This is a genomic window from Gandjariella thermophila (genome assembly GCF_005405885.1).
In the GTDB taxonomy this organism is placed as follows: domain Bacteria; phylum Actinomycetota; class Actinomycetes; order Mycobacteriales; family Pseudonocardiaceae; genus Gandjariella; species Gandjariella thermophila.
This window is the reverse complement of sequence record NZ_BJFL01000052.1, coordinates 1-23,206: the sequence shown is the minus strand read 5'-3', so window position 1 is coordinate 23,206 and position 23,206 is coordinate 1. Positions and strand designations below refer to the sequence as shown.

Below are 23,206 nucleotides of genomic sequence, written 5' to 3'. Positions count from 1 at the left end.
GACCGACCACCGTTTCTGCTGACCTCTCGAGAAACAACCGAATGATCCCACTTCAGCAGTCGCCCGATCGCCCGGTACGATTGCCCCTTCGCCAGCTCACGAGAAATGATTTCTCGCTCGTCCGGGCGCAGTTCGACACCCCGCACTGCGACAATAGTTCCTTTCCGGCAGGCCCGTTAAATGAATGCTATGATCTTACCAAGCACGTGGTGCACTGATCATATGACCCCGCCCGCGTACTCGACAAAGGGCGCCACACCGACCGTGCCAGTTATGGAGTCACGCTTCGCATCAACGCTCAAAAGCCGGTAGAGCGGTACGTTGGCCACCCGCACCCCAAGGGTGGCAATCTCGATGATCCGCTCGACTGCGGCCCTCGCGCCGGCATCCTCAACGGTGATGCCGGCGCCCAGCGGCTTCCCTACCAAGGTCAATCGGTCGGCATCGGTGCCAAGCTGACAGGCCAAATCAAGCCATTCAGGACGCGCAGCAATGCTGGTCCTGATCATTTCACCCTGGCATCGAGCACCGTAAACAACATAATTGGAGCATCCGCGGCCGTAGTAGTCCGACAGGGCGCACGCGACCTGACTGCGACTCGTCCGCATCCGGCTGGAACGCTGGTCGAGCAGTTCACCCGTGTTCAATCTTGCCAGCCGTGACATCACCTTTCGCCGGCTCGTGTCAGGCAACCATCCAGCGTGCTCATCCAGCCACGCGCAGCAAACCGCCAGATCGATCGAATGGTCTCCGTTGACCGGCGTCATGCCAGCGATTTGGAGTTGCTTGCCCGGCAGCGCATCCTTTCCGCCGTGCCGAGCTACGGAATCTACCCGGCCGGAGCCGCGTGTCCGCTGGCTCGGCAACTCGGCGACCGAGGTGCTGTCCACCGCCGGGGCGAGGAGCTCGTCAACGCTGAGCCCAAAGATGCGTTCGAGCAGTCGCGCCGTGGCCGGGCGCAGCGGACCAAGGGGACGCCCCTTCGGGCCGTGGCCTGCGATCAGCCGCTGGAGGTGGCGGACGCTCAGCGTGCCGGGCTCGTCGTGCTCGCGGGCGAACGTCTCCGCGTACTCCGCGAACTCTTCGAGTGTCTGGCGCCGCTCCTTGATCTTCTGCTCAAGGACCGTCCGAGCCACACGCATCGATGCCCTCCCGTCCGCGCTACGGGTGCCATGTCGTCAGCCTGTCGCGTCGAGGTCGTTCCGCTGATCCGAAGCTGACGACAGCATGATTTCAAGTCTGGCACGGATCGCAGATCGGGCGGTCGTCAGGCTGTCCGGCGATCGCGACGGCGGTACCGCGCCCCTCCGCCGTTCTCGCCGGGCCACCCCTCGCGGCCGGGGCCGAGTCGCCTCCACCCCTCGGCCCCGGCCGCACACCAGGCGGAGGTGATGGGCCGTGACCAAGCCGAGCAGCGCGCCTGCCGGCGTCAGCGTGATGTGGGTGACCTGCGTACTGGACGGCACCGACCACGCGGTCACCGACACAGCCATGGCCACCGGAATCACCAGCGACACCGCCACCTGGGAAGCGGTATGCGGGACGCAGTTCGTCCCGGCGCCGCTGATCTGCCCTCCATGCCCGCCGTGCCCGAGCTGCGTCGCATTTGTCCGCGCGCGGGCGACGATGCGCGATCTCGACCAGCGCATGACTCCCGCGCGTCACGGTCGCCATGGCCTACTCGCCCGAGTCCTCCGCCGCCGCTCCAAGCCGCCGGCCGTCCCGCCATCCTCCGCGCCTCCGACGCGGGACGGCCGGCCCCCACTCCCCACAGCGAGCCGCAGCGGTTCTGCGTCTTCCGAGCGTGACCGGGGCGGCACCGATGCCTGACCAATCCACACCGCTGCTCCTGGTCCGCTTCCGCGCGGGCGTCGTCGGCGAGCGCGCTCGCGGGTGCCACATCATCCCCGCGCCGGTTGAAAGCGCCATGCCTGCGCGACTCGTCGCCTTGTGCGGCACAGAGTTCGCCCCCGGCCAGGCCGAACTACTCCCCCGCCCAATGGGCATGCCCTGCGAACTCTGCCTCTTGCGCATACCGCAGGCCCGGCCGGATCAGCTCAACGCGCGGTAGCTGACTACCGGCCGTTCGCCCACCGTCGATCGGTCCTGGACTGACACGTGCTCATTAACCCCCCACGGAACACGCTCGGCGGCCCGTCGTGTCCTCTTGTCTCGCCGTCAACTGAGTCACCTTCCGACCCCCTGTGCGGCCTGCTGGTGGTGGAGCAGGAGGGCCATGAGCGCTTCTCGCCGGGTGGGTTTGTGTCCGCTGACCTTCACCGCAGTGACCGTGCGGGCAACCCACTTGCGGTATATCCCTTCGCGACGCAGGAAGCCCAGCACCAGCGGATCATCCTCCGTTCCCGCCAGCACCCGCCAAGTACCAGTGATGTTGTAGTCGGACGACCGTTCGAGGCGAACCGTGTCGACATCGACATCGATCGGCGTCGGGCTCGTCGCCCGTACCGGCGGCGGGCGAGTCCTGCTTTTCGTGACCTTTTTCGTGACCAGCTTGCCGAGCTGGTCCGCCTCCGGCATCGGATGATCTTCCGGCTCGGCCGCCGGAACGACGAGCGTCGGTTGGCCTGCCTCTTCCGTGATCGGTTTCGTGACCCGCGCTCGCGTGTCCGGCGTTGCTTCGTCCGGTGCAGGCTCGTGCAGCGCGGTCAGCGCCGCAGCCGCTGCCAACAAGTCCTGGACAGCGGTGTCAATGTCGCCACTGGCGGTGACCGCTCGCCGAAGCGCACCGGCCGCCCGCTCGGCGCGCTCGGCCACGGCAAGCAACTCCACGCGGCTGGGATCAGTGGCGAGGCGCGCCCGGCGCGCTCGTTGCCGACAGGCGGCCCCGTGGTACCGGGCCGGCCTCCCTCGCCCGCTGGGGCGCTCGGGCAGCGGCTCACCACAGCCAGGACACACCATCATCATCACGACCTCAATTTCGTGACGTCTTCTGTGACACACTGGTGATCGTACCTGAACGTCACGGATTGCGTCACAGAATCCCGTGCAGATGCGGCCCCGTCACAGGCCGGCCCGGAGCAGTCGCCCTCGCACCTGTCCCGTCCCACCGGCCGGTGTCTTGGGAAGCACCGAGAACCGCCGGTTCCGGGACGGATGGGACGCCCTCTCGGCGCCCTGTCCCATGCCGCTTGCGTGAGCGTTCCCGCAGGCTGGAGCGCGTATTTGCCTGTCCCGACAACCTGTCCCGAGGACGATCCGCCGGGACGGCCGGGACAGCCATCCGGATCGCGCGGGACGGCTCACCAGCTCAGATCAGGCAGGCGGAGGCGTGTGGTTAACGTGCAACTCGCTCCTCGGACACACGCACTATTCACCCGGCCCAGCGGCCGGATCGACACATCGGCCACATGCTCGGCCGGTACGTACCGTACTTGCAGGTCAACGACCATGTAGAGGGTCGCCAGCCGATCCGGCCGCGCGCTGGAGACGGCCGCGCCGACATCATCGGGAAGCGAATCGATCCTGGCGTAGACCTCTGCGTCGCTGATCACGTTCGGCGCCGGCGCGTTCCTCACCTCGGCCTGCGCGGCGGCCCGCTCCGCCTGCGCCTGGTTGATCGAGTCGACCAGCGCCGCCGGGTCGACACCCGCCGCGATGGCGTCCTGGAACCGGCGTAGCCGTGCCTCAGCATCCGTGAGGCGCTTCTTCGCCCGCTCCCGCCCGTCCGGCTCGCCGCGCCCGTGCTGCGAAGCCACCAGCGCCGCCACCGTGGCATCGACGTTCTCCCGAGCGAACACCTTCGCGAGCCAGCCGTTCACCGCGTCCCGGATCAGGTCCTCCCGGAGATAGACGGCCGGCGGGTGCGTCTCCAGCACCGGCGAGCCAGGCGCCAGCGTGCGCGCCGGGCACCGGTAGTACATGCCGTGCTTCCGTGGGCTCGCCTCCATCTTGCGTCCGCACACCGCGCACCGAATTCGGCCCCGGAACAGGTACGCCCGCGTCGTCGGCCGCCCGCCGCGCTCGGTCTTGCGCGCCGTGCGGAGTCCTCCGGCCGACTTCGACCGGCGCATCAACTGCGCCTGGGTGAAGTCCTCGACCGAGACGATGGCCGGGTGCGCCGGCCGTCGGGATCGCACAATCCGATCGGGATTCGACCGCCGGAATCGCGTCACGTGCCCGGCCGCCACGTCGTCGGGGTCCAAGAGCGTTTCTTGCTTGTTCCACCGACCGAAGAACGCATAGCCGTTAGAGATGACGAGGACGCCCGTTTCGAGTTCGGCCTTGACTGCCTGCTGGACGGCATCGCCGCCCGTCTGAACCTCCCTCAGCTGCCCGACCCGTGAGCGGCTCCGTCCCCTGCCTCGCCGGCGGACACCATGACCCCGGTCAGCACGGCGCCCTTCGCGGCGAGTCACCGCCCGTGGAAACTGAAAGACGACCCCGGAGGCCACCAGCCCTGACAGCGCTGCGTGGAACTCGCCAGAACCCGAGATGAAGGCCACCGCGACGCCCCGATCGGCGTTCGCGGGGCGCGGTGACCCGACATGCCCGGCTCCGGTTGTCCCGCCCGGCGGGTGAACATAACGTGATGGCGTGGCCAGCACTGCGGTCCGCTCGCAGGTGGGCAACCTTCCGGCCGAGACGACGAGCTTCGTTGGTCGGCGACGCGAGGTGGCCGAGGCCAGGCGGCTGTTGCGCCGGCATCGGCTGGTGACCCTGACCGGCGCCGCGGGGATCGGCAAGACGCGGCTCGCGCTGCGGGTGGTGGCGCAGGTGCGGGAGGCGTTCCGGGACGGCGTGTGGCTCGTCGAGCTGGCCGCGCTGCCGGAGGACCAACTGCTGATCCAGGCGGTCGCCGACGCTCTCGGCGTGCACGACCAGTCGCCGCGACCACTGGCCGACTCGCTGCTGGACTACCTGGAGGACAAGCAGCTCCTGCTGGTGCTGGACTGCTGTGAGCACATGGTCGACGCGTGTTCGGTGCTGGCCGACCGGCTGCTGCGCACCGCGCGGGAGGTGCGCATCCTGGCGACCAGCCGGGAGGCCCTGCGCGCACCCGGCGAGTGCCTGCTGGAGGTGCCGCCGCTGCCGGCGCCGGATCCGCGGCAGGCGACGACCGCCGCGGCCCGGTCCGACGCGGTGCGGCTGTTCGCGCAGCGGGCCACCGCCGCCCTGCCCGGCTTCCGCGTCCACGCCGGCAACCGCGGGTGGATCGCTCGCCTGTGCCACCGTCTCGACGGCATCCCGCTGGGCATCGAACTCGCCGCCCTGCGCGTGCGGGCCCTGCCGCCGGAGCGCATCCTCAGCCAGCTCAACGACTACTTCGGCATGCTGGCCGGAGCCAGCCAGGTGGCGATACCTCGGCTGCAGACCCTGCAGACCACGATCGAGTGGAGCTTCGGGCTCTGCTCGCCGCAGGAGCAGGCGCTGTGGGCGAAGGCGTCGGTGTTCTCCGGAGGGTTCGACCTGGACACCGCGGAGGCCGTCTGCTCCGGCGAGGGACTCGCCCGCGACGACGTGCTGGACCTGGTCGTGGCGTTGGTGGAGAAGTCGGTCCTCAGCCGCGCCGAGGGCGGGGCTCGGGTGCGGTACCGGATGTTGGACGCCATCCACCAGTACGGCTGGCAGCGGCTGGTGGAGTCCGGTCACCGGGTGGCCGTGCAGATCAGGCACCGGGACCACTTCCGCGCGCTGGCGACCGGGGCGGGCAAGCGCTGGCTGATGGCCAACCAGCCGGACGCGCTCACCGACCTGCGGCAGGAGTACCCGAACCTGCGCGCGGCCATGGAGTTCTGCCTGCACGAGCCGGGCCAGGCCCGGGCCGGACTCGACGTCGCCATCACCCTCTGGCGCTACTGGATCCTCTCCGGCTGGATCGGCGAGGGTCGCTACTGGCTGAACCGCATGCTGGAGATCAATCCGGAGCCCAGCACGGCACGGGCGAACGCACTGTGGATCAGCGCCTGGCTGGCCCTACTGCACGGCGAGACGCCCGCCGCCGAGGCCCAGGCGGCGGAGTCCCTGGCGCTGGCCGAACAGCTCGGTGACGCGCACGCACAGGCCCACGCGCTGCGCACGCGCGGGCTGGCCGTCTTCTGCGGCGAGGATGCCGGTCTGTCCGTGCCGCTGCTCGAGGACGCCCTCGATCGTCACCGCGACCTGCACGACCGGGACGGGGTATGGACCGACCTGCTGCATCTGACCCTGGTCAGCGCCACGCTCGGGCAGACCGAACGCGCGCTGGCCTTCGGCCGGGAATGCCTGGCCCTGGCCCGGATGCGCGACGCGCGCGTGTCCACCTCGTACGCCCTGTGGGCGCTCGGCCTGGCCAAGTGGTTGGCCGGCGACCGGCGCGGGGCGGAGAGCCTGCTCCGCCAGGGCATTAGCCACCCCTCGCATGCGCTCGGCAACTCCTGGGGCATGGCGCACTGCCTGGAGATGCTGGCCTGGACCGCCGCCGACGAGCGGCCCGTGCGGGCCGCGACGCTGCTCGGCGCCGCGCACACCGTCTGGCGGACCGCCGGAGCCTCGCCGGACAACCACCCGCACCTGGCCGCGTCCCACGCCCGGTGTGACCAGGGGGTGCGCCAAGCCCTCGGTGAGGCCGAGTTCGCGGCCGCCTTCGCCGAAGGCGCCAGCCTGTCCCTCGACGAGGCGCTGGCCTACGCCCGATATCCCGCCGCCTGAGCGGCCGTCGAGTCGATGTTCCGTCAGTGGGCGAGCTCGGCCATGGTGCCGTTGACGTTGAGACCAGCAGCAGCGATCGGTCCGCCAGGTAGTCGCCCAGCACGGCCACGGGTGGCCGGGCCGAGTGGTCGTAGCCGCCCAGCGCGTGCAGCATAGGTGGGCACGAACACCGACGCGCCGATCCCGAACACGGCCCTAGCTAGCGTCGCCATCTTCCGCCCCGTGTCCACTTCGGACCCTGCGCGCCGCTGTCGCGCGCCCGCGGGGCATCAGAAGGCGGCAACGGTGGCCGGGGCGCGCTCGGCGCGGCTGAGTGCCCGCAGTACCCCGCTCGCGCCGTGGCGGCGCACGGCGAGACGGGCCAGCAGGCCGACCACCGTGTCGACCGCGCCCTCGGGCAGCGCCGGTGTCGCAACGCCCACGCTGACCGCCAGGTCGTCCGCGTGCACCGCGAGTTCCATCATGCGGCTAGCCAGCAGGTCGTCCAGGATCAACGACCACGGTCCCCACAGCGGGATGCGCACCGCGCGCTCCGGCGTCGTGGCGAGCTCGGCGGCCAGGTGCGCCACGGTCGCGTGGACCCGCGGGGCCAGCGCCTCGGGCCCGCCCGCCGCGATCCGTTCGCCATCGCGGCGGATCCGCACGTTGAACTCGTCGTCGACGCCGGCGCCGATCCACCGCACCCGACGATAGTGCTCCAGCAGCGGGACGGTCGGTTCCGATGGCACCGGTGCGGCCAGCGCGTCGCGAACGACCAGGATCTGGTAGGCGAGGTGGCCGGCGAGGCCGGCCACGCCGAACTTCGGCAGGGCGCTCGGCCGATGCCACGCCCCCGCGACCGCCTGATCGCGCAGCAGCGCCGTGGCCGCGCGGGCGGTGGCCAGGAAGTCGTCCCGGACGGCGGTCATGTCCCGGTCCTCCTCGTTGCTGTCATTCCTCGATGGCGCCGCCCACGGCGCGCAGATGTTCGCGGAAGGTCAGCGACGGCGTGCGCTCGCGGCCGGCCAGGTAGTCGCCGAAGCGGAGCTGCGCGCGCAGCGAGACGCCGGTGCGGATCCGCTCGGCCTGCCGCCGCTCGGTGTCTCGGATCCGCTCGGCGAGGGCGAACAGGTCGCCGGCCCGGTTCGCCGGGAGGAAGAGCACGCCGTCGTCGTCGCCGAGCACCAGGTCGGCGCGGCTCACCGTCCAGTCGCCGACGGTCGCGCACGCGGTCGCGTCCGGTGGGCGCGGGTCCAGGCGCTGCGGGCCGGTTGGGATGGCGCCGAGGCTGAACACCGGCAACCCGATCGCGCGGATGTCCCCGGTGTCGCGGTGCAGTCCCCAGATGACCACGCCGTCCAGCCCGGCGGCCCGCGCCTCGAGCACTACGAGGTCGCCGACGCACGCCTCGTCCAGCCGCCCGCCGTTGTCGACCACCAGCACGCCGCCGGGGGCCGCTGTCTCGAATGCCTCCAGGAAGATGTCCACGCTGCCGACATGACGGGCCGGGCACACCTGTCCGGCAACCCGGGAACCCGGCACCACTGCGCACAGTCCGGCCGGTGCGCAGCGCACCGGGACCCGGGCCCGCAGGCACGCGTCCGCCAGATGCGCGGTGGTCAACGCTGCGAACCGCCGCCGAAGCTCCTGCTCTTCCACAGGTTCCGTCCCTCCTCCGCACGCCGGCCGCGCGGTCCCGAAGTCGCCAGGCGGATACCCCTCGGCTCAGCCCGCACGCCGGTCGGCACGATCCGCCGGCGGCGCGATCACCGTCGCGAACTCGTACTCGCCGAGGCTGATGCCCCGGAAACGGGTGGCGCCGGCGCGGTGGTGCCGTAGCAGCGCGAGCGCGGACCGGTTGGCCGCCTGGACAGACGCCCGCACCGTCCAGCCCTGCCAGCGCCCGAGCGCGCGCACCGTGTCGGCGAGGTAAGTTCCCACGCCGTGGTGCCGCCACGTGTCGGCGACCAGCACCGCCACCTCGGCCAGGCCGTCCCGCTCGGCCACCAGATTGAGCAGCCCGACCGGCCGTGCACCCACACTGGCCAGCAGCGCCACCCCGTCCGGCGGCCCCGCCAGCAGGTACCGGCGGGAGCGCCGGAGGACGTCGTCGGGGTCCGGGCTCTGCGGGAGAAAGAACCGGGCCCGCAACGTGGCCGGGGAGCAGGACCGCACCAGCGCGCTGATCGACCCCCAGTCCGCCGCGCCGCCGGTCAACTCCCGGACGCGCAGCACCGAGGGTTCGGTGTCTCGAGCCCAGGCAATTATGACGGTCGTCATGGCACAACGGTCTACTCCGCTCGCCAGTCGGACGCACTATGACGGATGTCATAGTGCCGCTTGTCCACCGACGTCCGGGCGTTGAAGTGGCGAGAGAGCGCCAGCGGCTCCCTTGACGATGACAGGCAGCCGGGCTGACGATGGTCGCGAATATGACAGATGTCATGGGCGGGCGGTCACGACTGGCCGTCGCGTCCATCGGGAGAAACGGGGTGGCTGATGGTCCTCGACGAACTCGCGGTTCCGGTCGTGCTGGCGCCGCTCGCCGGCGGACCGTCCACGCCGCGGCTCACCGCGGCGGTGAGTAACGCCGGGGGACTGGGCTTCCTCGCCGCCGGTTACCTCTCCGCCGAGGCCGCGCGGCGGCGCGTCGCCGAGACCCAGGCGCTCACTGACGCGCCGATCGGCGTGAACGTCTTCGTGCCCGGCCGGCCGACGGCCGGCGAGCCGGTCGCCCGCTACGCCGCGCACCTCGCCCGGGAGGCCGCCCAGGCCGGCGCGCACCTTGGCGAACCGCGCTTCGAGGACGACGAATGGGCGGCCAAGCTCGACCTGCTGGCCGGCGAGCCCGTCCCCGTGGTGTCCTTCACCTTCGGCTGCCCGCCCGCCGAGGTGGTGGCGCGCCTGCACCGGGCGGGCAGCGAGGTGTGGGTGACGGTGACCTCCGTGAGGGAGGCCGAAACAGCGGTCCGTGCCGGTGTTGACGCTTTGATAGTCCAGGGCACCGAGGCCGGTGGGCACCGGGCGTCGTTTGTGGACGATCCGGCACACGACGGTGTTGACGCCGTCACCGTGCTGTCCCTGCTGCAACTCGTCCGCCGTGCGGTCGCCGTGCCGCTGGTGGCCGCCGGGGGAATCAGCACCGGCGCAGGAGTGGCCGCGGTGCTCGCCGGCGGGGCCGCCGCGGCCCAGCTGGGCACGGCCTTCCTGCGCTGTCCCGAGGCCGGCACCGCGCCGGTGCACCGCGAGGCGCTGGTCGGCGACACGCCCACGACGACGACCCGGGCGTTCACCGGCCGCCTCGCCCGGGGAATCCGCAACCGGTTCATTGACGAGCACGGCGCCGCCGCCCCGGCGGCCTACCCCGAGGTGCACCACCTCACCGCGCCGCTACGGCAGGCCGGCCGCACCGCAGGCGATCCGGACCTGGTCAACCTGTGGGCGGGCCAGACCCACGCACTCGCCCCCGAGGCGCCAGCCGCGGACGTCGTCGCCAACCTGGCCCGGGAAGCCCGCGCGGCGCTGGCGGCCGCGGCCAACCGCCTCGCGCGCCCGCTGCCCAACCCGCCGGGCCGGCCCGGTGAACCCGGCTGACGCCACAGGGTCAGCGCTGCCGGCGCCGTCGAGGACCGCCGACCGCGGCGTCCAACATCGGCGCCAGCTCCTGCGCCACCGCGTCCAGCGGAGCGAGGTCGCGGCGGGCCCGGGCCAGCACGACCGCCCCCTCCACCGCACTGATCATCAGCATCGCCAGCGACGTGGCCCGCGCCGCCGGCACACCCATCTCGATCAACGCGGAGGCCAGCGGATCCTGCCAGCCGTCGAACGCCCGACTGATCACCGCTCGGAGCTCGTCACTGGTGGCCGCGACGTCGGCGGCCGCGGCCACCAGCGGGCATCCCGCCGCGTAGCCGGCGGCCCGAAACAGCGTGCGCCAGTCCTCGACCATCGCCACCAGCAGCCGGCCGGGGGTCGGTTCGTCGAGCCGGTCGGCGAAGCGGAACACGCGCCGGCCCGCCACGGCCCCCATCCACAGCAGCGCCTCCGTGACGAGTTGGTCCTTGCCGCCGGGGAAGTAGTGTTGCAGCGATCCACGTGGGGCGTCCGCATGCGCCACCACCTCACGCAGGCTCGTGCCCGAGACGCCCTTGGTGCGGATGAGGTCGGCGGCGCTGCGCACCATCCGCTCCCGGACCGAAATCGTCCGAGTGGTACCGGTGCCGGGTTTGCTCGACATGATGCTTGGCATGATAGCTCGGCAACCCTCCTGAACCATGTCACCGAAGCGTCCCGAACAAGATCCGCCTGTGGGGACAGCTTCTCGGCGAGGTGTGGGCCGGTACATGCGCGCGACCGGGACTCACCACGGCTGCCGCAACATCATGCTCTACCGCGACGACGTGCCCAACGTCGAAGTCGGCGTGCAGCTCGACCCGCCCTGCCCGCTCGCAGAACGGGTGGTCGCCTCCACGCCGTCCGCCGGTACCACGGCGACGACCGTCCACCATGGATGGACCATTCGGCCAGGTGGGCACCAGGCCGGTCATGGGGGGTCCGGCGCGCGCGTCAACCAGCGCCGGCCGCGGCGGGATCGCCAGGCGCGGCCGGGCGCGAGCGGCACGGGTCAGTGCTGGAACGGCGTGCGGTACGAGGCCGCCTCGGGGCTCTCGAACAGCTGCTTGACGTACTTCATGCCGCCCGGGACCGTCGCATCCGCCTGCGCGATGTAGCTCTTCCGGCTGGATGGCTGGCCCGGCTTGGAGAAGTCCAGCTCACCGGCGAGTTCCTTGGTGTCCACCTTCGTCTTCGCGACCGCGTTCAACACGCCCTGCCGGGTCAGGTCCTTGTCGTTGCACGCGGTGGTCAGCACGCTCTGCCAGACGAGGCCCGAGGCGTAGCCGAAGTCGACGCCGACGTTCGGCGTGTCGGTGTACTTCGCGGCGTACTTCGCCGCGAGGTCCTTCGCCGCCGGCAGATCCGCCGAGAACGGCACGACGCCGTTGACGAAGTAGAACTTGTCGAAGGAGTCCTTCGCCGGGGTTGACAGCAGCACCGGGTCGAAGGTCGGGTTGTTGCCGATGAACGGCACGTCAATGCCCTGTGCCTTCGCCTGGGTGAGCGCCGAGGCGGTCTGCTTCGGCGTGGTGGTCAGGGCGATCGCCTTCACACCCTGGCTCTTCAGGCTGGTGATCGCCGCGGTCATGTCGGTGTCGGTCGCGGTCACCTTCGCCTCGACCACGGTCAGGTTGTGCGCCGCGCCGTATGCCTTGCTCCCGGCGAGCCCGTTCTTGCCGTATTCCGAATCGACGTAGATGTGCCCGACCCTGTCGCCGTCGTGCACGAATCCCTGCTCCTGCATGAAGGAGAAGCCGTTGAGCATCTCGACGTCGTAGGTGGCGCCGACCATCAGTACCGACGGGGTGTCCAGGTTGGTGGACGCCCACGAGGCCGGCACCGAGACCATCTTGTCGTCGGTGATCTGCTTCTTCAGCGCGGCCAGGATCGGCGAACCGAGGAGTTGCGCCAAGCCCAGCACGTTGTCCTTCACCTGCCCGTACAACGGAATCGCCTTGTCCGCGGCGTAGCCGTGGTCCTTCTGCACCAGTGCGATCTTGCGGCCGCAGATGCCGCCCGCCCGGTTCACCTCGTCGGCCCAGATCTCGTTGCCGTGTGTGATGCCCAGGCCGAGGTTCTTGAACACGCCGGAGGCGTCGGTCAGCACGCCGAGCGTGATCGTCTGGTCAGTCACTCCGACGTCGGTCTTGACCGCTGATCCGCCGCCGGACGAGTTGTTGACGGCCTTCGAACTGCAGCCGGTCAGGACCAGCGTCGCCGCGACCGCGGCCGTGAGAAGTGCGCGCTGTGCTGTCTGCATGGTGTTTTCCTCTCGCTGGGACCGAACAGAGCGGGACCGCCGCAGCGAATCGAGGTCACGTGCGGGCGCGGGCCGGGCCGAGTAGCCGTCTGCCCAGGCCGGCCATTCCGCTCGGTTCGAACAGGATGATCAACACGATCAGGGCGCCGTAGGCGAAGTTCGTGATCACGATCGGGGAGAACGCCGTACCGCTGCCGATGTCCGCCGACGCGCTCTGGGTGAGCAACGGCAGCGCCACCGGCAGCCCGAACACCAGGGCGGCGCCGAGCACCGCCCCCGGCAGCGACCCCAGCCCGCCGACGACGATCATGGCGAGGAAGGCGATGGACACGGTGACGCCGTAGCTGCCGGCCACCTCTGATTCGTCCGGTTTCATGATCCCGGTCCACCAGGCGGTCATCACCCCGGCGAGCCCGGCATAGGCGGAAGAGATCGCGAACACCCCGGCCTTGACCCGCACCACCGAAACGCCGAGGACGGTCGCGGCCGTCTCGTTGTCCCGGACCGCCCGCCAGGCCCGCCCCGGCCGCCCGCTGACCGCGCCCTGGGCCAGTAGATACGCGATCGCGGTCAGCAGCAGGTACAGGTACCAAGTCCGCTCGTCGCGGCCCAGCGGGACACCGAACACCGACAGGGACGACAGCTGCCGCGAGACATCGACGCTCAGCCCGAAGATCGAGAACGGCTGCGGCAACCGCCCACTCGAGGTGCTCCCGGCGACCGCGGGCAACGCCCGGCCGAGCCAGAACCCGAGGAACACCAGCGCCAGCGACGCCACACCGAGGTAGATCCCGCGCAGCCGCCCGCTGACCGGGGCGAAGGCCGCACCGGCGAGCCCGGAGATCAGCACCGCGCCGAGCAGTCCGACGACCGGCGGCAGCCCGAACCCGATGTAGGTCGGGTCACCGGCCGGCCCGGACAGCACCGCGTACGACACGGCCCCGACCAGCAGGAAGAACCCGTGCGCGAGCGAGAGTTGCCCGGCCTGCCCGGTGAGCAGGGTCAGCCCGAGCGCGCCCACCGCCCCGGTCATCATCCAGGTGCCGACCTTCAGCCACTCGCCGGGCAGGTACAACGGCAGCGCCAGCAGCACGACGATCAGCAGTGCGGCACCGGCGACACGACCGATCCGCCACCAGCGGCCGTCGCCCGGCACCATGTCGCCGGCCGCGCGGTTCGAGTCAGACACGCGCCTGCACCACCCTCCCGAACAGTCCGGACGGGCGGACGACGAGGACCAGCAGCATCACCAGGTAGACCGCGACCTTGGCGAAGTCGAGATCGACGTACTGGGCGGTCATCGCCTCGGTCAGGCCGACCACGAAGCCGCCGAGCACCGCGCCGCCCGGCGAGGTGAGTCCACCGATGATCGCCGCCGGGAACGCCGCGAGGGCGACCCCGTGCGTCGCCTGAGACAGCCCGCCACCGGAGAAGTCCTGGGTGGCGAGGAAGAGCACGGCGATCCCGGCGAGCGCGCCGCCGACCGCCCAGGCGCTCGCGGTGACCCGACTGCTGCGGATGCCCATCAACGCGGCGGCTTCGCGGTTCTCCGACTGCGCCCGCATCGCCACGCCCCAGGGGGAAAATCGGAACGCCGCGAAAAACGCAGTGATCAGCACGACGCTGACGGCGAGCGCCACCACCTCGGAACGCCCGACCGTCACGTCGCCCAGGGTGAGTGGCTTGACGTCGTAGGGGTCACCGAGGAACGGCGACGCCTCGGTGCCCAGCCGGCGGACCACCTCGGTAAGCACCAGCACGTCGACGCCGATGGTCAGGATCGCCAGGCTCGTGTCACTCGCGTTCCGGGCCCGGGCGAGCAGGAGTCGTTCGATCACCAGGGCCAGCACCGCGGCCGCGGTGATCCCGGCCGCCGCGGCCGACCACCAGCCGACCATCGGCTTGAGGACCGCCACGACGTAGCCGCCGGCCAGCGCCAGCGAGCCGTGCGCGAAGTTCACCACCTCGGTCGCCTTGAAAATGATCACAAATCCGAGGGCGAGCAGCGCGAAAATCGCGCCCTTGCCGGTTCCGTTGATCAGCACCTGCAGGAAGGTCTGCACTACCCCATCGCCTCCCTCGAATCCGGCTCCGCGCGGCCGTCGCGGCCGGGCCGGGGGCTGGTCGCCGGGTCGCCGTTCCCGCCACCGGTGCCCGGGAAACCGCCCCCGGCGCGCGTCTTGACGGCCGGCTGCCCCTGGCCGTCGTCGACACCCAGGTAGGCGGCGATCACCTCCGGGGCGCGTTGCACCACCGACGGCACGTCGTCGGCGATCAACCGACCGAAGTCGAGCACCGTGACCCGGTCGGCGATCCCCATCACCAGCCCCATGTCGTGCTCCACGAACAGAACCGACACGCCGAGCTCGTCGCGCACGTCCTGGATCAGCGCGGCCATCTCCGCCGTCTCGCTGGCGTTCATCCCCGCGGCCGGCTCGTCCAGCATCAGCAGCGTGGGCTCCACGGCGAGCGCACGCGCAATGTCCACCCGCTTCTGGTCGCCGTAGGGCAGCACCCCCGCGGGGGTGTGCAGATACCGGGCCACGCCGAGGAAATCGCAGATCTCGGCGACCCGGTCCGCGTGCCGTCGCGCCGCGCGCCGCAGCCACGGCGCGCGCAGACCGTGCCCGAGGAACCCGCCGCCGGTGAGCGCGTGCCGTCCGAGCATCACGTTGTCGAACACCGTCGACGTCGGCGACAGCGCCAGGTTCTGGAACGCCCTGCCCACACCGAGCGCGGCGATCCGGTGCGGCGGCGTCCGGCCCAGGTCGACATCGCCGAGAGTGATCCGGCCGGAGCTGATCCGGCACACCCCGGAGATGGCGTTGAAACAGGTCGACTTCCCCGCACCGTTCGGACCGATCAGCGCGTGGATGGAACCCGGCTCGACGGTGAAGCTCACCCTGTTCACGGCGACGAGCCCGCCGAAGCGAACGGTCACCTCGGACACCCGCAACGGCCGGACGTCGCGGCGTCCCGGGGTCCGGCCGGTGGTCTGACCACTCATCCGGACCACACCCGCAGCCGCGGTCGCCGGGGCCGGTGTTCGGCGGCCGCGGCGGCCTCCGCCTCGCTCTCCGCGTGCCCGCCCAGGTACAGCCGCTGCACGTCGTCGGACCGGGCGAGTTCGTCGGCGGTGCCGGACAACCGCAGCTCGCCGACCTCCAGCGCGACCGCGCGATGCGCGACGCGCAGTGCCATCGTCGCGTTCTGCTCGACGAGCACGACGGCCGTGCCGCCGTCGTTGATCTCGGTGATGATGCCAGCGATCCGGGACACCAGTTGCGGCGCCAAGCCGAGCGACGGCTCGTCCAGCAACAGCACCCGCGGCTCGCACATCAGCGCCCGGCCGATCGCCAGCATCTGCTGTTCGCCGCCGGACAACACCGCGCCGGACTGCTTGGCCCGCTCGGCGAGCTGCGGGAACAACGCGAACACCCGATCTCGGGCGGCGGCCCTGCGCTTCGCCGGCGTGACAAGCCCGCCGGCCCGTAGGTTCTCCTCCACGGTCATCCGAGTGAAGATCTGCCGGCCCTCCGGCACCTGGACCACGCCGCGGCGGACGATCGCGGCGGGGTCCATCCGGTCGATCCGGGTGCCGTCGTGCACCACCTGGCCGCCGGTCAACGCCCCGCGGTGCAACCGCAACGTCCCGGAGATCGCCCGGAGCAGGGTCGACTTCCCAGCGCCGTTGCTGCCGAGCACGGCGACAATCTGCCCGTCGGGCACCTCGAATGTCACGTCCTGCAGCGCCCGGACGGATCTCCCGTAGCGAACCGACACCTGCCTCACGCTGAGCATGCGCCTCCGCTCCGGCTGTCCGCCGTCGCCGGTGACGGCAGGACGCCTCCCCGCGCCCGGCTCCCGGCCGCGCGGGTGTGTCGCACCATAGATGCCCGGCCAGGTGGAATCCAGGAATCGGAGCCATTTCGATACTTCCCGACGTCCGCACCGGCGCGCCGTCGACGGGGCCGATATCGGAATCCCTGCCACGGCCGCGCGCCGCTTCAGTGTGGACCCGCGACCACAGCAGGGCGATGCGCGTGTCCGCCAAACTCGACTTCGGCTGCGTCTGGATCAACACGCACATTCCCTACGTCGCCGAGATGCCCCACGGCGGCTTCAAGCACTCCGGGCACGGCAAGGACCTATGCCCGGCCAGGTCGCCGACTTGCATGGCGTCCCTGGACCGGCCCCGTCGCGCTGCTGCGGTCGGCGGCCACGCGCCCGAACACCGCAGGTTCGGCGGGTGGCCGGCCGATGTCGGCCAGACAGTCCCACGGGCTCGGCAGAACCCGTCAGTCGGCTGACTCATATGGGGTCAGGGTGTGCACCATCTCGGCCACGGCCTGCTCGACGTCACGACCGTCTATCGCTCGCATGGCACATGAGCCTGCCGCGTCACGAGTTGGTGGTTTCCAGCCGCTGCCGGGGACGTACTCGCGCACGACCTTCGCTGGCACACCCGCGACCACGCACCGGTCCGGGACCACGCCCCGCACCACCGACCCGGCGGCGACCACGACGTTCCGGCCGATCCGCGCGCCGGGGAGAATGATCGCCCCGGCGCCGAGCCAGCTCCCAGGACCGATGGACACGGACGTGTTGCTGGGCCACTGGCGGCCGATCGGGGCCTCCGGGTCGGCGTAGCTGTGGTTCTGGTCGGTGATGTACACGTACGGCCCCATGAACACGTCGTCGCCGATCTCGATGGACCGGTGAGCGATCACGTGGCTTCCCCGGCCGATCACGCACCGGTCGCCGATCCGCAGCACCGTGTCGGCGCCGAGATCCTGCCCAGGCACCATCCCGGCGCACAGGGTGATATGGGCGCCGATCAACGTACCCGCGCCGATCTCGATCCAGCGCTCGCCGAATATGGTTCCCGTCGGGAACGCCACGCTGCTGCCGCTGCCGAAGGCGGCGAAACGGCGGCCTGCCGCCGTTTCCGCGGTGATCACCCCGGTGCGCTGCACCGCCCGCCAGGACCGGTTCACCAGGTCGGCGAGCGCGGTGCGGATGATCGTCCGGGGGGACCGCCAGCCGGTGACGGCCCGTGCGGCACTGCCGGGGCCGCCACCGCCCAGCCCCGGATCACCGGCATCCGCGTCTTTGACAACCATGGCGGTTCAGATTAGTGCTCCACCTTTACCGACAGGCCCTCCCAGGACAAGGCGGCTCCCCTCGCCTTCGTTCTGGGCGGTGAGTGCACCTGCGGGAGGTCTCGCGGGACCGGGCCGACCGTGCCGTCGTCCCGCGACCCCGCTACCTCATCCCTGGCACGGATTCGGGCCGTATGCGGGCCCGAGAGCGACACAGGCATACTGCGCGACATGGCTCGTGGTCACCTGGCCCGGCGGCACCTCGGCACGGTCGCCGCGCTCGTCGTTGCCGTCCCCCTCGCCGGATGCGGTCTGTTCCAGTCCAAGGTGGCGGGCGTCGCCAAGCCCGGCCCGGCCGGCGCCGCGCGCACCTTCCTGACGGCCCTGGCCGCCGGGGACACGGCGGGCGCGGCGCAGGCGACCGACGATCCGGCCAACGCCAAGGGGTTGCTGGACCGTACGCGGGACGCGCTCAAGCCGGTCGCGGTCACCGCGACGCTGGGCAACGTCAACGACCCCGATCCGGGCGGCTCGGCCAACGCCACCTACCAGGCCAGCTGGGATCTCGGCAAGGGCCGGACCTGGTCCTACCAGGGAGGTTTCGACCTGAGACGCAACGCCGAGGGGTGGAAGGTGCACTGGGCGCCGTCGGTGCTACACCCCAAGCTCGGCGCGCAGCAGAGCCTGGCGCTGCGGGTACAGCCACCCGCCCCGGCACCGGTGCTGGACGCCAACGGCGCGCCGCTGCCCCCCTCGGACACCGTCGTCGCGTCCGCGGTGGGCAAGGCGGTGGACGACCAAATGGCCGCCAAGGCCGGCTGGCGCGTGGTCACCGTCAACGCGGCCGGCGGCGAGGTGGACCAGCTGGCGGGCAAGCCGCCCGCACCGGTGCAGCCGGCCACCACGACGATCGCCCCCAACGTGCAGGCCGCCGCCGAGGCGGCGGTGGGCCCGGTGCCGCAGCCGGCGGTGCTCGTCGCGATGCGCCCGTCCACCGGGGAGCTGCTGGCCGTGGCGCAGAACCCGCCCGCGGACGCGCAGGGTCCGATCGCGTTCAGCGGCCGCTTCCCGCCCGGCTCGACGTTCAAGATCGTCACAGCGGTGGCGGCGCTGGAGTCGGGCAAGGCCACCGCGGACACCCCTGAGCCGTGCCCGGGCACCACCCAGGTCAACGGGCATGAGATCCCCAACGAGGACAAGTTCGACAAGGGCGTCATCCCGCTGCACGCGGCGTTCGCCTTCTCCTGCAACACCACCTTCGGCCCACTCGCCGCCCAACTCCCGGCGGATGCGCTGCCCAACACGGCCAAGCAACTCGGCATCGGCGTCGACTTCGACATGCCCGGGGCCACCACCCTCACCGGCGGCGTTCCACCGACCAACGACAGCACCGAACGCGCCATGGACGGATTCGGCCAGGGCAAGGACATCGTCTCGCCGTTCGGCATGGCGCTGGCCGCCGCGACCGTGGCCAACGGCACGATGCCCATGCCGAGCCTGCTGCGCGGCCAGCCGGCCAAGGCCGACGCCAACCCACCGCCGGTGCCGCAGCCGGTGGTCGACGCGGTGCGGCAGATGATGCGTGAGGTGGTCGCCTACGGCACCGCGACGCACGTGAAGGACATTCCCGGCGTGGCAGGGAAGACCGGCACCGCGCAGTTCGGCGACGGCGTCCACTCGCACGGCTGGTTCGTCGGCTTCCGCGGCGACCTGGCCTTCGCCGTGCTGCTGCTGGGCGCGGACAGTTCCACCCCGGCCGTGGATGTCACCGGCGCCTTCCTCCGCGCCCTGCACTGACATCGCCGGGTTCGCGGAGCTGGAGCATCGAGGACGCGGCCCTGCATGCCGGCGCGAAACGTCCACACTCTTCGGTGAGTTCCGGCTGGCCCCTCCCGGTCGGCAGACCGCCCATCGTGTGCTGACCGTGCCATGGCAGGACGGCGCCCGGGTCGTCGGCTGGCCGCCGGAACGGGGTCGCGCGGCGCTGCGTCGTCCGCTGCCCTGGCCGCCAACAGCGATGGCCGGCGGGAATCGCCTTGACCCGCGCTAGTCGATGAGGACTCCGGGGTTGAGGACCCCTGCGGGGTCGAGCGAGTCCTTGGCGGCGCGCAGCGCGGCGGCAAACGCGTCGGGCCGTTGCCGGTCGTACCAGGGGCGGTGGTCGCGGCCCACGGCGTGATGGTGGGTGATGGTGGCACGGTGGCGGTGCAGGATCTCGCTGGCGGCGATCTTGACGTCGTCCCATTGCGCGAGTTCGGTTCGTCACGCGCGCCGCCGGGAGGACGAGCGCGGCCAGAGCGGGTACCGGCATGGGGCGTTCCGTCGATCCCGGAACCGCGGCGGCAAGTTGCTCGCACTCGACATCGCTCAGCGCCTGGTCCAGCCAGCCCCACCCCCACCCCCATCACTGATGCGCCCCGTCATGGACGCTCAGTCAACACGCCATCCGGCCGTCACGGAACCGGAGTCGCGGTGACGCCGGGCGCGGGCCCAACGGCGGTCACCGAGCACTCTGCCCATGGCTCAGCGTCTGTGGCGCCCTCCCGACGGCCGGGCGTCGGCGGGCGCGGAGGCGACGTCCCGTCGTCGCCGGTCCGTGTCCCGCGCCCCGGTGAGCCGACGCGCCAGCGTCAGCCGGACCTCAACGAGGAACACGTCCACGGCATTGGCTGAATAGCCACCATTGCCGTGCCGTGCCGGGGCGAACCTCACGGCACGCACGTCGTCGGCGGTGAGCGCGTCCTGTCCGGTCAGTGCGGCGTGGACGCGTTCCAGGAAGGCGTCCACGTCGTGCTCGTCGTAGCCCAGTTCGCCGGCCCTGGGCCGGCTGAACCGGACGTTGCGCACGTGGTTCGGGGTAAGGGTCACCGCGCCTCCCGGGGCCGGTCCGGATACCGGTACTCCGGCACACGGACGATATGAACCGCTGGGCCCCGACCACCCGTCGTTCGGTGTTCAGCTAGCTCGACCGACCGAATGCTGCCAGATCAACTCTCCGCTTGCACGTCCGGACCGTTGACCGCCTCGTTACCGACGCCCGGTACCGGGACCTGTTCGCCAGCACCGGCTTCCGGCTCACCAAGATAACCTCGACCCGAAACACCGCTGTCGGTCATCGAGGGGGTGCCGGCCTGAGCCGACCGCAACGGGCGCGCCGAACCACCTGGGTATCTGGCTGAGCAGATCTGCCTGGTCTTCGCCGGCCCAGACCACGTGGCCGTCCGGCCGCAGCAGCACGGCGGGCACGTCCAGTTCCTCGCTGACATCGACGACGTGGTCGACCCGGTCGGCCCAACCCGCCACCGAAAGCCGGCCGGTCTGGTCGAGCAGCAGTCCCCGGCCACCGTGCATCCGCTCGTAGAGGCGCCCCCGCTTCAGCCCCACGTCCCGCATCCGCCGGCCGAGCAGGTCATGCCCCTCGCCGAAGTCGTAGCGAACGGCGATCGCGGTGATCTTCTCAATCAGGTACCGGTTCACCTCCTCGAAGTCCATCAGTTCCGACAGCAGCCGGCACACTGCCTGGGGGCCCGGCTCGGTGGACAGCAGCTCGATCTGCGCGCGAGTGTTGTTCAGGACGTCGGCGGCCACCGGGTGCCGTTCGGTGTGGTAGCTGTCCAGCAGCCCGCCCGGTGCCCAGCCACCGACCTCGGCGGCCAGTTTCCAGCCGAGGTTGAACGCGTCCTGGACGCCGAGGTTGAGGCCCTGCCCGCCCGTCGGCGGGTGGATGTGCGCCGCGTCGCCGGCCAGCAGCACCCTGCCGACCCGGTAGCGCTCGGCCAGCCGGGTGGCGTCGCCGAAGCGGGACAGCCAGCGCGGCGAGTGCACGCCGAAGTCGGTGCCGGCGACCGCCCGCAGCTGCCGCTTGAACTCGTCGAGAGTCGGCGGGGTCGTGCGGTCCCGGGCCACCCCCTCGGCGGGCACCCCGACGCGGTACACCCCATCCCCGAAGGGCCCAATGCCGAACCGCTTCTGGGTCTTGCGGACTTCGGCCACCACGGCGGCCAGCTTCTCCGGCGACGTGTCCACCTCCATCTCGCCGAGCAACGTGTCCACCCTGGAGGGCTCGCCGGGGAAGGCGACCCCGAGCAGCTTGCGCACCGTGCTGCGGCCGCCGTCGCAGCCGACGAGGTAGCGCGAGCGCAGCCGCGTGCCGTCGGCCAGTTCGGCGGTCACCCCGTGCTCGTCCTGACTCAGCCCGACCACCTCGCAGCCGCGCCGGATCTCGGCGCCGAGCTCGGTGGCGCGCTCGGCCAGCAGACGATCGGTGGTGGTCTGCGGGATGCCGAGGACGTACGCGTACGTGGTGTCCAGTCGGTCGGGCGAAGGCTTGTCAATGGCGGCGAAGAAACCGCCAACCGGGTACTTCTTGCCGAACGCGAGGAAGCGCTCCAGCAGACCGCGCTGGTCCATCACCTCGATGCTGCGCACGTGCAGCCCGAGCGCGCGGACATATTGAGCCGGAACGGTTGGGTTGCCTGCTCGTTGGGTAGGGCGTGATCAAGATTAAGGACGCGCGTGGCCTGCCGCCCGCTGCGCTGGAGGTGCTGCGGCTGCGGGTGGTGGCGGCGCTGGAGTCCGGCAAGGTACGCGGCTACCGGCGGACGGCTGAGATGTTCGGGGTGTCGCAGCGGTCGGTGGGCAGTTGGTGGCGGGCCTACCGGGACGGCGGCCGCGAGGCGTTGGCCGTGCGCCGCTCGCGCCGTCCTGGGCCGCGCGAGCTGGTCAGCGCGGAGGAGCGGGCTGTGCTGTTTCAGGCCATAGCCGACTACAGCCCGAGGAGTTGCTCATCGGCGGCCCGATGTGGACACGCGCCTCGGTCGGTGAGCTGGTCCGGATGGTGACGGGCGTAGCGATGACCGCGCGCGGGGTGGGTAAGTGGCTGCGCCGGCATGGGCTCACCCCGCAGCGCCCGGCCCGGCGCGCCTACCAGCAGCAGGACGCCAAGGTGCGGGCCTGGCTGGATGAGCAGTACCCGGCCATCGCAGCCCAGGCCAAGGCGGAGGGAGCGGTGGTGGCCTGGGCCGACCAGTGCGGGCTGCGCTCGGATACCGCCCCGCCGGGGCGCTCGTGGGCGCCCAAGGGGCGCACGCCGGTGGTGCGGGTCAACGGCAAGCGGCTGCGCGTCAACGTGATGTCGGCGATTGCCTCGCGTGGCGCGCTGTGGTTCACCGTGTTCACCGGCCGCTTCACCGCCGAGGTCTTCACCGGCTTCCTCGACCGGCTGGCCCGCCAGGCCGGGCGCAAGATTCACGTGATCGCCGACCGGCACCCGGTCCACCGGTCCCAGGCCGTCAAGCGGTGGCTTCAGGCCAACGCCGACCGCGTCGCGCTGCACCTGATGCCCGGCTACTCGCCCGAGTTGAACCCCGATGAGCTGCTCAACGATGAGCTGCTCAACGCGGACATCAAACGGCACGTTGGAGTTCCCCCCGATGACCGGACGCCTGGCTTATGCGGCTTGGGTGGACGGTAGCAGGCGGTCTGTGCGCTGGTGATGCTCCCATTCGATGGGCGTGAGATAGCCGAGGGCGGAGTGCAGCCGCCGCCGGTTGTACCAGGTTTCGATCCAGCGAAAGATCTCACGCCGGGCTTCGTCGCGGGT

The 23,206-nt window shown here is 71.2% G+C and carries 21 protein-coding genes and 4 pseudogenes; 6 read left to right on the top strand and 19 right to left on the bottom strand.

Going from position 1 to position 23,206, the window contains the following annotated elements; all coding sequences use genetic code 11:
• The 5 genes from FFT21_RS30805 to FFT21_RS26405 form a co-directional block, all read right to left on the bottom strand.
• On the bottom strand, positions 1–146 hold a 146-nt coding region (locus FFT21_RS30805; protein ID WP_192909764.1), incomplete at its 3' end, for a helix-turn-helix domain-containing protein.
• Positions 147–218: 72 nt separating this feature from the next.
• Complete coding sequence (locus tag FFT21_RS29340; RefSeq protein ID WP_192909763.1) at positions 219–1,142, bottom strand: hypothetical protein; 924 nt, start codon at positions 1,140–1,142, stop codon at positions 219–221.
• A gap of 36 nt (positions 1,143–1,178) precedes the next feature.
• On the bottom strand, positions 1,179–1,523 hold the full coding sequence (locus FFT21_RS29335) for a hypothetical protein (protein WP_192909762.1): 345 nt from the start codon (positions 1,521–1,523) through the stop codon (positions 1,179–1,181).
• A 664-nt stretch (positions 1,524–2,187) separates the two neighbouring features.
• Positions 2,188–2,790, bottom strand: coding sequence for a hypothetical protein (locus FFT21_RS26410; protein WP_192909761.1), 603 nt, complete (start codon positions 2,788–2,790; stop codon positions 2,188–2,190).
• 470 nt (positions 2,791–3,260) lie between these two features.
• A complete protein-coding gene (locus FFT21_RS26405; protein ID WP_225978783.1) occupies positions 3,261–4,463 on the bottom strand; it encodes a recombinase zinc ribbon domain-containing protein in 1,203 nt (400 codons plus the stop codon).
• A 91-nt stretch (positions 4,464–4,554) separates the two neighbouring features.
• Between FFT21_RS26405 and FFT21_RS26400 the strand changes: the two genes are divergently transcribed.
• Complete coding sequence (locus FFT21_RS26400) at positions 4,555–6,648, top strand: ATP-binding protein (protein ID WP_137816634.1); 2,094 nt, start codon at positions 4,555–4,557, stop codon at positions 6,646–6,648.
• 269 nt (positions 6,649–6,917) lie between these two features.
• Here FFT21_RS26400 and FFT21_RS26395 read toward each other — a convergent pair whose 3' ends face one another.
• From FFT21_RS26395 to FFT21_RS26385, 3 genes are all read right to left on the bottom strand, one after another.
• A complete protein-coding gene (locus FFT21_RS26395; protein ID WP_137816633.1) occupies positions 6,918–7,556 on the bottom strand; it encodes a maleylpyruvate isomerase N-terminal domain-containing protein in 639 nt (212 codons plus the stop codon).
• A gap of 22 nt (positions 7,557–7,578) precedes the next feature.
• Positions 7,579–8,286, bottom strand: coding sequence for an RraA family protein (locus FFT21_RS26390; RefSeq protein WP_137816632.1), 708 nt, complete (start codon positions 8,284–8,286; stop codon positions 7,579–7,581).
• A gap of 66 nt (positions 8,287–8,352) precedes the next feature.
• Positions 8,353–8,907 carry a GNAT family N-acetyltransferase gene (locus tag FFT21_RS26385; RefSeq protein ID WP_137816631.1) on the bottom strand — a complete coding sequence of 185 codons (555 nt, stop codon included), beginning with the start codon at positions 8,905–8,907 and terminating at the stop codon, positions 8,353–8,355.
• A gap of 219 nt (positions 8,908–9,126) precedes the next feature.
• Between FFT21_RS26385 and FFT21_RS26380 the strand changes: the two genes are divergently transcribed.
• Positions 9,127–10,221, top strand: coding sequence for a nitronate monooxygenase (locus FFT21_RS26380; RefSeq protein ID WP_137816630.1), 1,095 nt, complete (start codon positions 9,127–9,129; stop codon positions 10,219–10,221).
• 10 nt (positions 10,222–10,231) lie between these two features.
• Here the strand turns inward: FFT21_RS26380 and FFT21_RS26375 are convergent, their stop codons facing one another.
• The 6 genes and pseudogenes from FFT21_RS26375 to FFT21_RS26350 all read right to left on the bottom strand — a co-directional run bounded on the left by FFT21_RS26375 (position 10,232) and on the right by FFT21_RS26350 (position 16,303).
• Positions 10,232–10,864 (bottom strand): TetR/AcrR family transcriptional regulator, encoded by a 633-nt coding sequence (locus tag FFT21_RS26375; protein WP_225978782.1) that lies wholly within the window; start codon positions 10,862–10,864, stop codon positions 10,232–10,234.
• Positions 10,865–11,251: 387 nt separating this feature from the next.
• A complete protein-coding gene (locus FFT21_RS26370; protein ID WP_137816629.1) occupies positions 11,252–12,502 on the bottom strand; it encodes an ABC transporter substrate-binding protein in 1,251 nt (416 codons plus the stop codon).
• A 55-nt stretch (positions 12,503–12,557) separates the two neighbouring features.
• Positions 12,558–13,691, bottom strand: a complete 1,134-nt coding sequence (locus FFT21_RS26365; protein WP_225978781.1) for a branched-chain amino acid ABC transporter permease — start codon at positions 13,689–13,691, stop codon at positions 12,558–12,560.
• The gene (locus FFT21_RS26360) at positions 13,684–14,565 is read right to left on the bottom strand and encodes a branched-chain amino acid ABC transporter permease (protein WP_137816628.1); all 882 of its coding nucleotides are present in this window, start codon (positions 14,563–14,565) and stop codon (positions 13,684–13,686) included. Before FFT21_RS26360 ends, FFT21_RS26365 begins: the two co-directional genes overlap by 8 nt.
• Positions 14,566–14,708: 143 nt before the next feature.
• Positions 14,709–15,509 (bottom strand): annotated as a pseudogene (locus FFT21_RS26355) (ABC transporter ATP-binding protein); the annotation flags it as partial.
• Positions 15,506–16,303, bottom strand: coding sequence for an ABC transporter ATP-binding protein (locus FFT21_RS26350; RefSeq protein ID WP_137816626.1), 798 nt, complete (start codon positions 16,301–16,303; stop codon positions 15,506–15,508). The pseudogene FFT21_RS26355 and the gene FFT21_RS26350, both read right to left, overlap by 4 nt.
• Positions 16,304–16,503: 200 nt before the next feature.
• On the opposite strand from FFT21_RS26350, the pseudogene FFT21_RS30105 reads away from it, so the two are divergent.
• Positions 16,504–16,653, top strand: a pseudogene (locus tag FFT21_RS30105) (aldehyde dehydrogenase family protein); the annotation flags it as partial.
• 147 nt (positions 16,654–16,800) lie between these two features.
• Here FFT21_RS30105 and FFT21_RS26340 read toward each other — a convergent pair.
• Entirely contained in the window at positions 16,801–17,625 is an 825-nt protein-coding gene (locus FFT21_RS26340; protein ID WP_137816625.1) for an acyltransferase, read from the bottom strand.
• 210 nt (positions 17,626–17,835) lie between these two features.
• On the opposite strand from FFT21_RS26340, the gene FFT21_RS26335 reads away from it, so the two are divergent.
• The gene (locus FFT21_RS26335) at positions 17,836–19,401 is read left to right on the top strand and encodes a penicillin-binding transpeptidase domain-containing protein (protein WP_137816624.1); all 1,566 of its coding nucleotides are present in this window, start codon (positions 17,836–17,838) and stop codon (positions 19,399–19,401) included.
• 249 nt (positions 19,402–19,650) lie between these two features.
• On the opposite strand, the pseudogene FFT21_RS26330 reads toward FFT21_RS26335, so the two are convergent.
• From FFT21_RS26330 to rox, 3 genes and pseudogenes are all read right to left on the bottom strand, one after another.
• Positions 19,651–19,839, bottom strand: a pseudogene (locus FFT21_RS26330) (FAD-linked oxidase C-terminal domain-containing protein); the annotation flags it as partial.
• 288 nt (positions 19,840–20,127) lie between these two features.
• Positions 20,128–20,472 carry a DivIVA domain-containing protein gene (locus tag FFT21_RS26325; protein ID WP_137816622.1) on the bottom strand — a complete coding sequence of 115 codons (345 nt, stop codon included), beginning with the start codon at positions 20,470–20,472 and terminating at the stop codon, positions 20,128–20,130.
• Positions 20,473–20,751: 279 nt separating this feature from the next.
• A pseudogene (gene rox, locus FFT21_RS26320) lies at positions 20,752–22,065 on the bottom strand (rifampin monooxygenase); the annotation flags it as partial.
• Between the two features lie 32 nt (positions 22,066–22,097).
• On the opposite strand from rox, the gene FFT21_RS26315 reads away from it, so the two are divergent.
• Together FFT21_RS26315 and FFT21_RS26310 are read left to right on the top strand one after the other, a co-directional pair.
• Positions 22,098–22,445 carry a helix-turn-helix domain-containing protein gene (locus tag FFT21_RS26315; protein WP_137816620.1) on the top strand — a complete coding sequence of 116 codons (348 nt, stop codon included), beginning with the start codon at positions 22,098–22,100 and terminating at the stop codon, positions 22,443–22,445.
• Entirely contained in the window at positions 22,439–23,077 is a 639-nt protein-coding gene (locus FFT21_RS26310) for an IS630 family transposase (protein WP_264081679.1), read from the top strand. The genes FFT21_RS26315 and FFT21_RS26310 overlap by 7 nt, the downstream gene beginning before the upstream one ends.
• Here FFT21_RS26310 and FFT21_RS26305 read toward each other — a convergent pair.
• Positions 23,054–23,206 (bottom strand): integrase core domain-containing protein (locus tag FFT21_RS26305; protein WP_137816618.1); only part of this gene is annotated, 153 nt, incomplete at its 5' end. The genes FFT21_RS26310 and FFT21_RS26305 overlap by 24 nt on opposite strands.

Coding starts and splice junctions, on each gene's coding strand:
- FFT21_RS29340 (WP_192909763.1), bottom strand. CDS start 1,142: ATGCGTGTGGCTCGGACGGTCCTTGAGCAGAAGATCAAGGAGCGGCGC.
- FFT21_RS26395 (WP_137816633.1), bottom strand. CDS start 7,556: ATGACCGCCGTCCGGGACGACTTCCTGGCCACCGCCCGCGCGGCCACG.
- FFT21_RS26385 (WP_137816631.1), bottom strand. CDS start 8,907: ATGACGACCGTCATAATTGCCTGGGCTCGAGACACCGAACCCTCGGTG.
- FFT21_RS26380 (WP_137816630.1), top strand. CDS start 9,127: ATGGTCCTCGACGAACTCGCGGTTCCGGTCGTGCTGGCGCCGCTCGCC.
- FFT21_RS26375 (WP_225978782.1), bottom strand. CDS start 10,864: ATGTCGAGCAAACCCGGCACCGGTACCACTCGGACGATTTCGGTCCGG.
- FFT21_RS26370 (WP_137816629.1), bottom strand. CDS start 12,502: ATGCAGACAGCACAGCGCGCACTTCTCACGGCCGCGGTCGCGGCGACG.
- FFT21_RS26350 (WP_137816626.1), bottom strand. CDS start 16,303: ATGCTCAGCGTGAGGCAGGTGTCGGTTCGCTACGGGAGATCCGTCCGG.
- FFT21_RS26340 (WP_137816625.1), bottom strand. CDS start 17,625: ATGGTTGTCAAAGACGCGGATGCCGGTGATCCGGGGCTGGGCGGTGGC.
- FFT21_RS26335 (WP_137816624.1), top strand. CDS start 17,836: ATGGCTCGTGGTCACCTGGCCCGGCGGCACCTCGGCACGGTCGCCGCG.
- FFT21_RS26310 (WP_264081679.1), top strand. CDS start 22,439: ATGGTGACGGGCGTAGCGATGACCGCGCGCGGGGTGGGTAAGTGGCTG.